12 protein-coding genes are annotated in these 14,512 nt (G+C 71.3%); 7 read left to right on the plus strand and 5 right to left on the minus strand.

The features are described 5' to 3' along the window. The first annotated feature begins 124 nt into the window (after positions 1–124). Entirely contained in the window at positions 125–907 is a 783-nt protein-coding gene (locus ACEYYH_RS03760) for an ABC transporter ATP-binding protein (RefSeq protein ID WP_374976955.1), read from the plus strand. Between the two features lie 23 nt (positions 908–930). Continuing rightward, positions 931–2,382, plus strand: coding sequence for an FtsX-like permease family protein (locus tag ACEYYH_RS03765; RefSeq protein ID WP_374978153.1), 1,452 nt, complete (start codon positions 931–933; stop codon positions 2,380–2,382). A gap of 139 nt (positions 2,383–2,521) precedes the next feature. Here ACEYYH_RS03765 and ACEYYH_RS03770 read toward each other — a convergent pair whose 3' ends face one another. Continuing rightward, positions 2,522–5,596 (minus strand): hypothetical protein, encoded by a 3,075-nt coding sequence (locus ACEYYH_RS03770; protein WP_374976956.1) that lies wholly within the window; start codon positions 5,594–5,596, stop codon positions 2,522–2,524. Positions 5,597–5,737: 141 nt separating this feature from the next. Between ACEYYH_RS03770 and ACEYYH_RS03775 the strand changes: the two genes are divergently transcribed. Further along, positions 5,738–6,331 carry an NADPH-dependent FMN reductase gene (locus ACEYYH_RS03775; RefSeq protein WP_374976957.1) on the plus strand — a complete coding sequence of 198 codons (594 nt, stop codon included), beginning with the start codon at positions 5,738–5,740 and terminating at the stop codon, positions 6,329–6,331. Positions 6,332–6,365: 34 nt separating this feature from the next. Here ACEYYH_RS03775 and ACEYYH_RS03780 read toward each other — a convergent pair whose 3' ends face one another. Next, on the minus strand, positions 6,366–6,875 hold the full coding sequence (locus tag ACEYYH_RS03780; protein ID WP_374976958.1) for a hypothetical protein: 510 nt from the start codon (positions 6,873–6,875) through the stop codon (positions 6,366–6,368). Positions 6,876–7,176: 301 nt separating this feature from the next. On the opposite strand from ACEYYH_RS03780, the gene ACEYYH_RS03785 reads away from it, so the two are divergent. From ACEYYH_RS03785 to ACEYYH_RS03800, 4 genes are all read left to right on the plus strand, one after another. After that, entirely contained in the window at positions 7,177–9,687 is a 2,511-nt protein-coding gene (locus tag ACEYYH_RS03785) for a metallophosphoesterase (RefSeq protein WP_374976959.1), read from the plus strand. Then, on the plus strand, positions 9,681–11,591 hold the full coding sequence (locus tag ACEYYH_RS03790) for a LamG-like jellyroll fold domain-containing protein (RefSeq protein ID WP_374976960.1): 1,911 nt from the start codon (positions 9,681–9,683) through the stop codon (positions 11,589–11,591). The genes ACEYYH_RS03785 and ACEYYH_RS03790 overlap by 7 nt, the downstream gene beginning before the upstream one ends. Positions 11,592–11,773: 182 nt before the next feature. Continuing rightward, a complete protein-coding gene (locus tag ACEYYH_RS03795; protein WP_374976961.1) occupies positions 11,774–11,905 on the plus strand; it encodes a hypothetical protein in 132 nt (43 codons plus the stop codon). Then, positions 11,902–12,417 carry a 2-phosphosulfolactate phosphatase gene (locus ACEYYH_RS03800; RefSeq protein WP_374976962.1) on the plus strand — a complete coding sequence of 172 codons (516 nt, stop codon included), beginning with the start codon at positions 11,902–11,904 and terminating at the stop codon, positions 12,415–12,417. Before ACEYYH_RS03795 ends, ACEYYH_RS03800 begins: the two co-directional genes overlap by 4 nt. Positions 12,418–12,423: 6 nt before the next feature. Here the strand turns inward: ACEYYH_RS03800 and ACEYYH_RS03805 are convergent, their stop codons facing one another. The 3 genes from ACEYYH_RS03805 to ACEYYH_RS03815 all read right to left on the minus strand — a co-directional run bounded on the left by ACEYYH_RS03805 (position 12,424) and on the right by ACEYYH_RS03815 (position 14,457). Further along, positions 12,424–12,915: a SprT-like domain-containing protein gene (locus ACEYYH_RS03805; RefSeq protein WP_374976963.1), complete on the minus strand. Its 492-nt coding sequence runs from the start codon at positions 12,913–12,915 to the stop codon at positions 12,424–12,426. A gap of 50 nt (positions 12,916–12,965) precedes the next feature. Next, positions 12,966–13,493: a hypothetical protein gene (locus tag ACEYYH_RS03810; RefSeq protein WP_374976964.1), complete on the minus strand. Its 528-nt coding sequence runs from the start codon at positions 13,491–13,493 to the stop codon at positions 12,966–12,968. A 100-nt stretch (positions 13,494–13,593) separates the two neighbouring features. Then, a complete protein-coding gene (locus ACEYYH_RS03815; RefSeq protein ID WP_374976965.1) occupies positions 13,594–14,457 on the minus strand; it encodes a spermidine synthase in 864 nt (287 codons plus the stop codon). Positions 14,458–14,512: the final 55 nt, after the last annotated feature.

Below are 14,512 nucleotides of genomic sequence, written 5' to 3' on the forward strand. Positions count from 1 at the left end.
TTCGCGTACGAACAGCGCAAGTGAACCGATTCAGAGCGCGGGGAAGAGATCATCCTCGAGGTGTACGACGGATGCGTCGAACGGGCGACGCGCGCGACGGCGGGCCGTCCATAACGTCGTTGGCATGGAACTCTCATCGACCGACCTGGGCCTGGCCGCCCGGGTGCAGCAGCTCACCAAGACCTACGGAACCGGCGAGAGCACGGTGCATGCCCTCGACGGCGTGACCGTCGGCATCCGCCGCGGCGAGTTCACGGCGATCATGGGCCCGTCGGGCTCCGGCAAGTCGACGCTCATGCACATCATGGCGGGGCTCGACGCGCCGTCGTCGGGTCGGGCGTGGATCGGCGACACCGACGTCACCGGCCTCAGCGACCTCGAACTCACGATCCTGCGGCGCCGCCGCGTCGGGTTCGTGTTCCAGGCGTTCAACCTCGTGCCGACCCTCGACGCCCTCGGCAACATCCTGCTCCCGTTCGATCTCGACGGACGCCGTCCCACGACGCTCGAGCGGGCGCGCATCGACGGCCTCGTCGAGCGGCTCGGCCTCACGTCGCGCCTGAACCACCGGCCGCACCAGCTGTCGGGCGGCCAGCAGCAGCGCGTCGCGATCGCCCGCGCGCTCGCCACGTCGCCCGACCTCGTGTTCGCCGACGAGCCCACCGGCAACCTCGACTCGCGCTCCGGGCGCGAGGTCCTCGCGCTCCTCGCCGCCGCCACCCGCGAGCACGGGCAGTCGATCGCCATGGTCACGCACGACCCGGTCGCCGCGTCCCACGCCGACCGCGTGCTGTTCCTCGGCGACGGGCGCATCGTGGCAGACAAGCCCCGCCAGAGCGCCGGGGAGATCTCGGCGTACATGCTCGCCTCGGAGCTCGGCACCGGTGCCGCGGCGGTGGCGTCATGACCGCGATCGCCGACGCGGGATCGATGCGTCGGCCGGCAGCATCCGTCCCGCGAAGCGCCTCCGCCCCGCTCGCGTGGCTGCGCGAACGGGGAATGGGGGCGAGCATCCTGGTCGCGGCGATCTCGAGCGCATTCGGGGTGATCCTGCTGAGTGCGACAGGGTTCATCGCCGCGGTGCTGCGCGCCGACCCGTTCATCGGCGAGAGCGGCACGCTCGCGGTGGTGCTCGCGATCATGAGCGTGCTGCTGATCGGTGTCGCCGTGTACGTCGCGGCGATCGTCACCGCGAACACGTTCGCGACGGTGATCGCCGGGCGGACGCGGCGGATCGCGCTGCTGCGGCTGATCGGGGCGTCTGCGCGCTCGCAGCGCTCCGAGGTCGCGCGCCAGGGGCTCGTCGTCGGCGTCATCGGCGCCGTGCTCGGGCTCGTCGGCGGCACCCTCGTCTCGTGGGCGGGCGTCGTCCTGGCGGGGGTCGCGTTCGGCATCGACGACGTGGTGTACGCCGTCGTGCAGCCGGTGCTGGTGATCCCGGCCGTCGTGGTCGCGCTCACGACGTGGGCGGCGGCGTGGGCGGGCTCGCGACGTGTGCTGACCGTGACGCCGCTGGAGGCGCTCGGCGGCTCGGTCGAGGCATCCCATGATGCGTTCACCCGCAAGGGAGCGCGCAACGGGACCGCGATCACGCTGTTCGCGATCGGCGGGGCGCTGCTGGCGGGAGGCATCGCGATCGGGCTCGTGTCGCCGCTCGGCGTGATCGTCGCCTTCTTCGGCGGGATCTTCTCGTTCACCGGGCTCGCGCTCGGCGCGACGCTCGTGATGCCGCCGGTGCTGCGGCTCGTCGGCACGCTCTTCGGGTCGTCGGCGACGGCGCGGCTGGCGTCGGAGAACGCGCTGCGGTACCCCGAGCGCTCGAGCCGCATGGCGATCGGCGTCGTGATGGGTGTGACGCTCGTGACGATGTTCGCCGTCGCGCTCGAGACGGTGAAGGTCGTGCTGACGACGTCGGCGGGCGGTGAGGCCCCGCAGGAGATGACCACGCTGCTGGATACGTTCGCCGGGATCATGATGGGCCTCGTCGCGGTGTCGGCCGTCATCGCCGCGGTCGGGCTCGTGAACCTGCTTACGATCGGTGTGGTGCAGCGCCGCCGCGAGCTCGGGCTGCTCCGCGCACTCGGCGTCTCGACCGGGCAGGTGCGACGGATGGTGCTGCTCGAGGCCGCGCACATCACGATCACCGCGACCGTCACCGGGCTCGTGCTCGGCATCGCCTACGGATGGGCCGGCGCGCAGTCGCTCCTCGGCGCGGTGCCGATGCCGCCGTCGTTCTCGGCTCCGACCCTCGTCGCCCCCGCCGTGCCGTGGCTGCCGGTGGCGATCATCGTGGTCGCGACGGCGGTGCTCACCCTCGTCGCCGCGGTCGTTCCGACGCGGCTCGCCACGCGGGTGGCGCCGGTGGAGGCACTCGCGGACTAGCAAGAGCGCTGCTCACCTGTCACGAAGTGCTGGCCTGGTCAGCACTTCGTGACAGGTGAGCAGGCAAGACGCCGGGGGGCGGACGGATGCTGCGGTGCAGGGCTTCGCGCCGCAGCATCCGTTTCGACTCGTGGGCTGCTCAACGACCGGGAGGAACGAACGGGACCTGACGGAAGGGGCCGCGCGCGGCGTCGGCCTCGAGTTCGATCCACGCCTCGCCGTCGGTCAGATCGTCGGTCGAATAGAGGTCGGCGACCTCACGCAGGGCGGTGACGAGGTTCTGCTGGGGGACCGCGCCGTCGCCCTTGCCGTGGACGTCCCGACGGGTCGACAGGACGGCGGCGAGCCGGCGGCCGTCGGCCTGGCGTTGCTTCCACAGCGCGTGCAGCGAGCGGGGCGTGGCGTTGCGGCTGCCGTGGTGCCCGACCTTGTAGAGGTCGATGCGGGCGAGCCGGTCGCGAAGCTGCGGGTCCTCCTGCATCTGCTCCAGGGTGCGCCGCCAGTTCTCGATCTGCGCGTCGCCCGGGAACAGCATGGACAGGCCGTCGACCTCGAGCAGAAGGATGACGCTGGTGTTGTTGAGGGCGTCGTCGAGGTCGCGCACGAGCCGCGCGGCCGAGTGCGACCGCTGGTTGGCGAGGCGCTCGATGAGCCAGCGGACGGGGCCGGGTCCGTGCGAGATCGGCGCGGGGCCGCCGGCGCCCCCGTCGGCGGCCGAGCCGACCACACGCAGCGAGGCGCCGAGTGCGGCGAGCCAGTACTCCGGGTCGTCCTCGCGCTGCTTCGCGACGCGCGGGTCCTGGTCGACCGTGGGTGGGCCGAGCACCGTCGCGCGCATCCCCGGAACCATGCCGTCGATGCCTGAATCCACCCCGGCATGCAGGTAGCGGCCCCGATCGCCCGCGGAGAGCTCGTCCAGGAGAGCCACCGCCTCGGCGTTCTTGAGCTGGTCCTCGGCGGCGGCCTTGACCTCGTCGTCGAGGCCCACGAGCTGCGTCAGCTTCGCGACGTGCTCCTGGGCCTGTGCGAGCAGCGCCGCGTACCGCACGGAGGCGCGGCTGAGGCCCTCGGGCGGCTCGGCGGCATCCAGGCCCGCGCCGTCCGGGCCGTTCGCGGTCGCCGACAGCCGCGGATCCTCGGTCCACGACCGCAGCACGAGCTTCGGGGCGAGCTTCCTCATGATCGTCGCTCCGGCATCGACCTCGAACCCGCGCAGATGGTCGCGGTGCCGGTGGGTGACGACGAGCACGTCGAGCTCGCCCTGGGTGTGCTTCTGGATGAGAGCGGCGACGTCGCCCATGCGACCCCGCGCCATGCCTTCGCGCGGCGAGCGACTGGTGCCGTAATCGATGAGGATGTGCCGCTCGGCGCGGCCGTCGGGAAGGGGCTCGTCGTATTCGACCGACACGAGGAAGCAGTCACCGAAGCCGACCTGGTACATGCGGACGCGGACGCGGATCGGAGTGCTCACCATGTCTCCCCGGAGTTCTGTTCGGTGCGGTGCAGCTCGGCGAACGTCTGCCCGCGGGCGGCGCCGTCCGAGAAGCCGAGGCGTCGCTTCGCGTCGATGCGGCCGGTGCGGGCGAGGTGGTCGAGCCGCAGCTGCTGCCGCCGCCAGTCGTCGAGACGCTTGTGGATGTGCAGCTTGAGCCGGCCGAACTGGTCGAAGATCAGCGTGCCGCCGCCGAACAGCTGCACGGGCGTCCGCGGATCGATCACGGAGGAGAGCTGGAGCCCCGACTCGTCGGTGAACTCGCGGGCCGTCATGTCGGCCATCTGCACATACGTGGCCACCGACCGACTCCGGCACGATCAGCCCGTCGGGGCCGATCCGCTGCGTCGGCAGCACCGACTCGATCACGGTGTAGTAATCGGTCGACACGTCGAGACGGCGGGCGTTCTGCCACAGGAACCGCGACACCTCGTCGCGATCGCTGCGGAGCCCTGCGAAGTTGATCCCGAGGTAGCGGGGCGGCAGCTCGGACTCGAGCACGTCGGTCACGCGACCGGACGGGAGCTTGATGCCGGCCTTGGCGAACCCGTCGACCAGAAGCCTCCGGTAGCCGAGGTCGTCGTCGGGCACGACCTCGTGGTCGGCGAGCAGCACCGCGTTGAGCAGGTCGCCGAAGTCGAACTCCACGGGCGGCAGGTAGTCGAGGCCGCGGATCAGCATCGTGAGCAGCTGCGATGCCGCCTTCGCGCCCTCCTCGGCGGCCCGCGCGCGGTCGACGGTGACCCCCTTGCCGGTCCTCGCCTCCCCGTTCGGCCGGGAGAACAGCGCCTGCAGCCGCCTGTCCCAGATCTCGATGAGCAGGTCGAAGGCGATCGCCACCAGCACTTCGCCGCGGCGGTGCGGTTCGAGGAAGTCGGTCCGCTTCGCCCAATCGGCGGGCGGCGGGTTCAGCGCCGACTCCCGCAGCGCGCCGCGGCCCTGCGTCAGCACGCTTCCGATCTGCTCGGCGACGCGGGCGAGCATGCTCCTGCGCAGCGCCGCGGGCTCCACGTGGCTGCGGGGGATGCGCCCGCTCTTGTCGGGCTTGCCGAGCGCCTGCTCGATGACGGGGCGCATCGAGAACACCGACAGCAGCGCGACGATGTCGGCGAATCCCTCGTGGAACGCGGCCTGGTCGGGCAGGCTCGGCTCGAGGAAACGCCCGCGCAGCCCGTCGAGCACGGCGTGCGTCGTCTCGTGCACGACCACATCGTGGCTCAGGCATGTGTAGATCGTGTCGCCGGACGGGTCGGCGGGCGGCACGTAGCCGAACAGCAGCGCTCGATCCTCGATCGAGTAGTAGGCGTTCGCCTCGGCGAACGCGTGCGGCACGAGGAACAGCTGGTGGCTGCGGAAGCCCCACGGCAGTCGTCGGCCGAGCGCCGTCTCGAACGTGGCGAGCGTGCGCGCCGCGGTGGCGTACACGTGCTGCGCGTGGAAGGCCCAGTCGGTGCGCAGGACGTCGTCGCCGGCCTCCGCGAAGAGGTCGTCCTTGCCCAGCGGCTCGTGCTTGACGTACCGGCCGGTCGCGGTGTCGTAGTCGACCACGTGCAGCCGCGCGCCGCGCGGCCCGTCCTCCATGCGCGACCACGGCACCTTCACGTTGGCGGTGAGGATCCTCGCGTCGTCCCCGCTCACCGTCGGATCCTGCGCGATGAGGCGCAGCGTCACGTGCGTGCGCGGCTCGTCGGCGGGTTCCGCGAAGTCGACTCCGTCCGCCATGTCACACCCCCAGGGTCTACGGCTCCACAATGCAGCGACTTTCCCCGCTCTGGAAGAGGGTCGCCGCGCAGGCCTGATACCCCCCGGCGCCCGATGCGCAAGGGGGTGCCCGGCCGGCGGTCGGGGGTGCAGGCTGGCGGCATGCAGATCGAGATCGTCGAGCACGAACCTCCGTACCGCGTCGGCGTGATCGTCGGCAGCCTCTCCCGTGAATCCGTCAACCGGCGCCTCGCCGAGGCGCTTCAGCGCCTGGCGCCCAAGGAACTCGACTTCTTCGAGATCTCCTATGCCGACCTTCCGTTGTACAACCGCGACCTCGACGCGGACTATCCGCAGGTCGCACGCGACTTCAAGGCGGCCGTGGAGTCGGCGGACGCCGTGCTGTTCGTCACTCCCGAGTACAACCGGTCCATCCCCGGACCGCTCAAGAACGCGATCGACTGGGGGAGCCGGCCTTACGGCGACAGCGCCTGGGAGGACAAGCCGACGGGCGTCATCGGAGGGTCGCCGGGCAAGATCGGCACAGCGGTCGGCCAGCAGACGCTCCGCAGCACGTTGAGCTACCTCAACGCACGGCAGATGACCTCACCCGAGGCATATATCCAGATCACGCCGGGCCTGATCGACGACGACGGACGCGTGACCGACGCCGAGACCGAGAAGTTCCTGCGCACCTTCATGGCGAAGTTCCTCGAGTACACGGCTCGCGTTCTGACGGTGATCCCGCAGGCGTGAGGGATCACGGATGCTGCGGCCCGCAGCATCCGTGTCACTCCTCGTCGACGCGCTCGGGGTCGTGGGCCCAGGTCGGGGCCAGCGCCTTCACGCGCGCGGCGCGCCACTGCCACATGCCCCACAGCACCGGCCAGAGAAGGGGAGCCGTCGGGCCGCCGATGACGAGCCGGTCGCGCCATAGCGTCTTGCCGGGCTCGCCGGGTGCGGGTGAGACCGCCATCTGGTGGTCCCACACGTCGAGGCTGGCGAGCGGGCCCGTGAGCGGGATTCCGCTGTCGCGGAAGATCCGGACGCTGCCACCGGGCTCGTCGACCGAGCGCTCGCTGACGTGGATGAGCTGCCGCCCCATCGGCACCGCGCCGAACGCGGACAGCTGCACGGGCACGTCGTCGCCCGGGGTCCACGAGGTCGGCAGCCCGCTCGGCACGAGCGGGGCGAGGTCCAGCAGCGGGCCGTAGAGCTCGGCCACGGCGCGGGGCGAATGCACCGCCCGCCATGCAGCGTCGGCGTCGCAGTCGATCACGAACTTCAGCAGAATTCGCATGCGGTCCAGTGTCGCACTCGCTCCTCACGTCCGACCCGGGCTTGCGTCGGGCGTCGACATCGTGCGATCTCGCCGAGATCGCACGGTCCACGCGCGCACAACATGCGTCGCCGGCGAGAACGCACGATCTATGCAGGTGCCGGGGTGCCGGCGCAGGCATGGAAGAAAACCGAAGAGCGCTCGACATTCACCTCGGCGTCGGTGAACGTTTACCCGATCCTCCCCGATACCGGACGGTGCGTCGGTACGTTCGTTCGCGGCCTGCGCCAGCCCCGAGCGCGGCCGTGAAAGGACCCCGGGAATGAGGCCCCACTCCCGCCGGACACTCCGGCATATCACCGCGATCGGCGGAGCCGTCGCACTCACACTGGCGATCGCCGCGCCCTCCTTCGCATCCGCCCCCGCCGAGGCGACCGCGACGCTCGGCGAACCAGTGCCGTATCTCATCGAGAACGTGCACGCAGCCGGCAAGGTGCTCGAGATCGGCGCCGACGACGCGCAGCCGACCGGCCCCTCCGACGCGCCCTTGCCCGCCGCTGCTGCGATCTTCTCGAAGGCGACGGATGCCGCGTCCCTGCGCGCGCAGGCCGTGCTGGCGTATCCCGTGACCGGTGCCGCGGACACGTACGTGTTCGCGAACGCCGATGGCGACGTGCTCGCGCGCAAGCCGAACGACGACCCGTGGGGGCGCTACCTGGAGATCACGGACCTGACGGTCGCCGAGGCCGCGGCCGACCCGGGCGCCCAGTGGCGCGCGGTCGACGCCGGCGGCGGTGCGGTGTACCTGCACAACGTGCGTCCGTACACGAACGGCGCCACTGCCGCGCTCGACATGTACAACTGGGCCACCGCCGACGGCGCCGAGATCCAGACGTATGACGCCGGCAGCGCCGCGGTGCAGAAGTGGTACCTGCGCTCGCTCGACGCGACCGTCGCCACCCACACCGGCCGCACGGACCTCGGCGTGGCGCCGGCCCTGCCGTCCTCGCTCGTGGCCTCGTACAGCTGGGGGCTTAGCCACACTCTCTCGTCGATCGCGTGGACCGACCCCGGTGCCGGTGTGTGGCAGGCCGAGGGTACCGTGCGTGTCGACGGCACCGCGACCGGGTACTTCGGCGAGGCCGTTCCGGTGACCGCGGAGTACCTCGTCGGCTCGCTCGGCGTTGCGCGCGACGTTCCGGTCTCGGCGCACGTGGGCATGACCGTGGCGCAGCTGCGCATGCTCGCCCCGAACAAGGTAGACCGCACTATCTCGGGCTCCGATGCGACCGTCACCGCGCCCGTCACGTGGGACTGGTCCGCCGTGACCGACGCCTCGATGGCGCAGGAGGGCACCTTCACGGTGCCCGCGACCGCGGCGACCGGCTTCGCCGCGCAGCTTGTGGTGACCGTGGTCGCTGTCGAGCAGGTCAACATCCTCCGTGAAGCGGGCGTCCACTACACCTACACGCATAAGGACGACACCCGCTTCGCCCTGACCGACGGCGTGCGCGACGCGGTCGGCTTCGCGGACTGGCGCAGCGGCGGCGCGGCGAACCGCGTCAACCCCAACACCGTGTCGTTCTACTTCGACACCCCGCGTCAGATCACCGGCGCCGCAGTGTACGACATCAACGGCACGAAGAACGTCGGCTCGGTGACCGTGCAGTACCGCACGCTCACCGGCGGCTGGCGCGACCTCCCGGCCGAGGGCATGACATGGCCTGCGGTGAACGCCACAGCGGAGCTCACCCTCGAGGTCGACAGCGAGACCGTGCTCGCCACCGGCGTGCGCGTCGCGATCGGCAACAAGTCGACCGCCCACCTGGATGTCCCTGTCAGAGGTCGAGGTCTACGGACCCGGCGCGGTGCCCGCGAGCTGATGATGCGCACCGCCACAACCCCGCCCGAACCCCACTCGCAAGGAACCCCGATGCCTTCCCCCGCAACGCGCCGCGCCCGCGGCGTGCTTACCACCGCAGCGCTCGCCGTCGCGGCGGGCCTCATCGTCACGACGGGCGGCGCTGCGGTGGCCGCACCGCAGGCGTCGGCTCGCAGCATCCCGTCGTCCGTCACGAGCGTGGCCGCCGCGGCCGAGGCGCACGCCGGCGACCGGTCGAGCTTCGTGCTGCCGGTGCTGCCCGACACCCAGTTCTACTCGCGCTACAGCGCCTCGCAGTTCGTGCCGAGCTACGGCACCAACCCGTTCGAGGTGCAGGCGAAGTGGATCGTCGATCACCAGGACGAGCTCGACATGCCCTTCACGGTGCACGTCGGCGACGTCGTCGATCAGGAGTGGGTCACCACCGAATGGGATGCCGCCGAGGAGGCGATGCGCCTCCTCACGGACGGCGGCATGCCGTACTCGGTCGTCCCGGGCAACCACGATGTGAAGAACTCCGGGGCCCGCTCGTCGGTGGCCAGCTCGGGCAACTACCTCGCCCGCTTCGGCGCGGTCGACCTCGCCGCGCAGGCAGGGCCTGCGCTGATCGGCACGTTCCAGGACGGCTTGTCGAGCGCCTACCTGTTCGAAGCCGAGGGCCACACGTGGATGTCGCTGGCGTTGGCGTGGAACGCGTCGGACGACACGTTCACGTGGGCTCAGGGCATCCTCGACGCACACCCCGGGGTGCCGGTAATCCTGTCGTCGCATGCGATCATCAACATCGCCGAGGACCAGGTGTCGCCAGCCAGCTGGTGGTGGGGCGAGGAACTGTGGGAGAAGTTGATCCGTCGCAACGACCAGATCATCCTGACGCTCAACGGCCACTTCCACGGAGCGACCTCGCAGACGCGCCTGAACGACGCCGGCAACCCCGTGCACCGGTGCTGACCGACTACCAGATGGCCGCCGACGGCGGCGGCAACGGCATCATGTCGCTGTTCGAGTTCGACCTGTCGAACAACGCGATCGACATCGAGACGGTCTCGCCGTGGGTCACGGTCAAGCACGAGGAGTCGCTGACGTCGTCGGACACCCCCGTGCTCGACGGGCCGTGGCAGTCGTTCAGTCTGCCGCTGGACTTCGGGGCGCGCTTCGGCTGGACGGTCGACGCCGCCGACGAGACCGGCGTCGACCTGTCGGAGCGGGCGAAGGCGATCGTGTCCGAGGGATGGGACGGCGACGACGCGGGCGCCGCGCTCGAACGTGCCGGCAGTCCGGCCGATTACATCGAGGCCGAGGGAACCGTGGCGCACTGGCGCTTCGGTGAAGTCCCGGAGGGCGTGATCGACGAGAACACCGTTGTGCCCGACATCGCCGGCGGGAGCCCGATGCACCGCAACCCGATCGACGAGACCGACGCCCCCGAGGAACTCGAGGACCTCATCGTCACCCACGAGAACGCGGCGTTCTACTCGGCCGACGCGGGCGCCTCGTGCTTCACGAACGTCTACCGCGACGCGGCCGGCGGTCCGGACCGGCTCTCGTTCCTGACGACCGAGTACGGCGCGCCGGCGACCTTCGCCGACCTGAACTCGGACGCGGGCTACACGATCGAGACGTTCCTGCAGCTCGACGCCGACTGGACCGAGACCGACAACCGCTGGAGTGCCGCACTCACCCGCGGCGGCGCCCGTGAGTGGGCCGGGATCAACGACGGCTCCGACCCGGGGGCCGGCGTCTCCTGGCTGGGCATCTCGAACCTGCGCGAGTACCAGTTCTCGGCGGCCGACACGGCGAGCTCGAACTCCTACACGCTGTGGTCGGGTGAGATCATGCCGGGTGCGTGGCACCACGTCGCGATCGTCAACGACCCCGCGAGGAACACCGCCATCATGTACGTCGACGGCGTCCCTGTGCTGCGCAACGCGTCGAACGTCGCCGGCATGGTCGCCGAGGATTACATGCCGTGGCTGATCGGCACGTCGACCTGGTACACGGAGCCCGACCACGGCTGGCATGGCTGCGTGGGCGAGACGCGCATCGTCGAGCAGGCGCTCGACACCGGCGAGTTCCTCTACAACCGCGTCGACATCGACGGCGACGGCGGCTCGTTCGCGCTCGGGACCGACCTGAGCCAGGTGCAGCCGGCGGATGCTGAGATCGCCGCGTTCGAGGGCATCGGCCACGTCGGCGCCACCGTCCGCGTCGAGGTCGCGGGCGAGGACCGCGGCTCGGCCGAGGTCGGCTCCGACGGGCGCTGGTCGATCGCGCTCGACGAGGCCGTCGCCGGATCGGGCACGCACGAGCTGTCGTTCGTCCAGTCGATCGGCACCCGCGACGGCAAGCCGTACAGGGCGGTCGTCGTGATTGCCGAGGACGCGGGCTGGACGCCCGCCGACCCCGAGTCGATGCCCGATCTCGAGGGCCGCATCACCATCACGCCCGAGACGTTCGCCCCCGGCGACACGATCACGATCGAGCTGCCGGAAGGGTACGAAGGCACCGCGATCACCGCGTTCGCCTTCTCGGCCCCGACGGCGCTCGGCTCGGGCACCGTCGTGGACGGCGCGATCACCGTCACGACGCCCATGACGCTCGCGGCGGGCGTGCACCGCGTCGCGGCTTACACCGCCGGGGGCGAGATGGTCGGCTGGAACACCGTGTTCGTCGACCCGGCAGCCGGCTCGGCGGAGTCGGGCGATCCGGCGGGGGAGGCCGCGGGCAGCCCGTCGGCCGAGGAACTCGCCGCGACCGGCATCACCACGACCGCGCTCGTCGTGCTCGCGCTCGCCGCGGCCGCGGCGGTCGTGCTCGGTGTGTTCGCGGTGCGCCGCCGCCGCAGCATCGGCTGACCCACGCGGGTTCAGAGGCCGGGCGGAACCAGTTCCGCCCGGCCCTCTCGCATGCCCGTGCGTTCGTATCGTGTGCTGTCACCGAGCGCACCCGTTGTTCAGGTGCGGATCGCGTGGTTTCGGTGAGAGCACGCGATGTGAACGCGGGGCGGACCCCGGATGCTGCCGCCTACGCTGGACGGATGCCCGAGAGCCCCTTCGACCAGCACCGGTACCAGGTCCGTCACGACTGGGGAATCGAGGGACTCCGGCGTCTCGCGCCCGCGGACGTCGTCGTGATCGTCGACGTGCTGCGGTTCTCTCCACGACGGTGACGGATGCTGTCGCCCGGGGTGAGACGGTGGCCCTCGACGCGGACGCGCACGCGGTGTCGATCAACGGCGCGGCGCTGGCCGAGGCAGCGGCGCAGTCCGGCGCCGTGGTGCTGCTCGGATGTCTCCGCAACGCGGCGGCGCTGGCCCGGGCCGCGCTCGACATCCAGCACGAGCGCGCCGCGCGCACGAGCATCGCCGTGATCGCGGCGGGCGAGCTCGCCGGACGCGAGCCGGGGTCGCCGCTGCGGTTCGCGGTCGAGGACCAGCTCGGCGCGGGCGCGATCGTCGATGCGCTGGGCGACCTCGGCGTCGATCACACCTCGCCCGAGGCGGCGGCAGCGTGCGAGGCATTCCGTGGCCTGCGTGGCGCCGTGCGCCACCTTCTGACCGCCAGCGGCTCGGGGCAGGAGCTCCTCGACCGCGACGCCCGCGACGAGGTGCTGAACGCGGCCGCGGTGGATGCGGCATCCGTCGTCCCGGTCCTGCGCGACGGGACGTTCGTCGCGTGCTGACGCGGGTCAGTCGCGCGGGGTCATCGCGGCCAGGCGCGTCGCGCGGGTGATCTCGCGGCGGGTCCAGGTGAACGCGTGGCGCTCGTCGAAGTGCGGGGCGCACTTCGCGCACGAGGTCGGCCGTGTCGCCTTGCGATGGCGGTAGGCGACGTGGCCCGCGGGGCAGACGCCGATCCACGGGGCGAGTTCGGTCGCGGTCTCGCCGTTGTGCGTGGCGCCGCCGACGTAGCCGAGCTCGCGCGCCACCGCCTTCCACCGGGCGCCGTGGCCGGCGCGCGGCCCGGCGAGGGCGTGCGCGACCTCGTGCAGCAGCGTCTGGTGGTTGGTGTCGTCGTCGTACCGCGCGGCGAGGTAGCGCGACACGCTGATGCGCTTGTGCGTGTAGTCGCAGAGCCCGGCCCGCCGCTTCGCGTTGTCGAACGCGAAGCTCCATGAGTCGTCGAGGTGGAGGGCGATGAGGGCCTCGGCCCAGTGCCGCACGCGATGCAGATCCGACATGTGCGCGAGACTAGAACGTATCTCCGACACTCCGGCTTACGGTGCCCACCTCAGCTGGCGACGGATGCTGCGGCCCGGCGCCGGTCGGCGGCGTCGATGGCGAGGAGGGTCGACTCGAGCTGGTCTTCGGTGGCGCCGGACTCCTGGCGCAGGAACAGCGCGCGCTTGAAGTCCTTGCGGGCGGACTCGAAGTCGCCGGCGTCGTAATTGACCTTGCCGCGGTGCTGGTAAGCGAAGGCGCCGATGCCCGCCCAGCCCTGACCGTCGGCCTCCTGGGCGCACGTGGTGAGCTCCTGCTCGGCGGCACTGTACGCGCCGCGCGCCTGCAGCACCGTGGCGTGGAGGATGCGCGCCCGCAGGAGGTCTTTGCGGGTGCCGGCCATGCGTGCGACCCGCACCGACTGCTCCGAGATCACGAGCGCCTCGTCGGCGCGGTCCAGGACCTTCAGCAGCCACACCCGCTCGAGCAGCGCCGGAAGGCTCCGCTGGTCGCCGATCTCCTCCAGCCGCTCCTTGCACTGGCTCGCGTTCACCTTTTCGCGGAGAGTGTCGGGATCGTACCCGCTGATGTAGCTCACGTCTGACTCCCTTCGCCGCGCCCGGTGGCCTGTTCCAGTGTGCCTTGCCGCCTCGCCGGACGCGGTCGTGCCACGCCGGGTCGCAGCATCCGTGAACCGGTCAGCGGGTGAAGACGGATGCCGAGGGCTTCGGCGACGGCGTCGCGTCGGCGTCCGTCGCCACTCGCGCGCTGCGCACGAACTCGTCCAGCTCACGGCCTTCGGCGACCTTCGCGGGGTGGGGGCCTGCGGCCATGAGGCGGGGGAGCCACTCGGTCGGAAGCGGTGCGCGGGAAGCGGCGATCACGAGGTTGCCGAAGCGGCGGCCCTTGAGCGTCTGCACCTCGGCGAGGACGATCACGTGCTCGAGCACGGCCCGCACCGTCGCGACCTCACGGCGGGCGAACGCGAGCCCCGCGCCGTCGGCGACGTTGACCAGCAGCACGCCGTCGGGAGCGAGGAAGCGCGCGGCCTCGGTGAAGAACTCGACCGTGGTGAGGTGGGCCGGTGTCTGCGCGCCGGAGTACACGTCCGAGACGACGAGGTCCGCGGCGCCGACCAGCCCCGCGGGCAGGCGCGCGAGCGTTTCGCGCGCGTCGCCGATGCGCACCCGGATCGAGGCGCCGCGGGGCAGCGGAAGGTTCTCGCGCACGACGTCCCACAGCGCCGGCTCGAGCTCGACGACCTGCTGGCGCGAGCCCGGCCGCGTCTGCTCGATGTAGCGCGGGATGGTGAGGGCACCGGCGCCGAGGTGGATCGCGGTCAGCGGCTGGCCCGGCATCCGCAGCCGGTCGATCACGGCGCCCATGCGCGCGACGTACTCGAAGTGCAGGTGCGTCGGATCGTCGAGGTCGACGTGCGACTGCGGCGTGCCGTCGACGTCGAGCTCCCACCCGCCCCCGTACGGGGAGCGCATCACGCGGGCGAGCGTGCCGTCCGAGAGGCGGACGGAGGGGACGGATGCTTCGTCCCGCGCGCGTGCCATGGCCTCCACGTTAGCCGTCCCGGCCTGTCGGCCATGCCGCGACTGACACATCTGC

Source organism: Microbacterium trichothecenolyticum, from assembly GCF_041938625.1.
GTDB classification, from domain to species: Bacteria; Actinomycetota; Actinomycetes; order Actinomycetales; family Microbacteriaceae; genus Microbacterium; species Microbacterium trichothecenolyticum_D.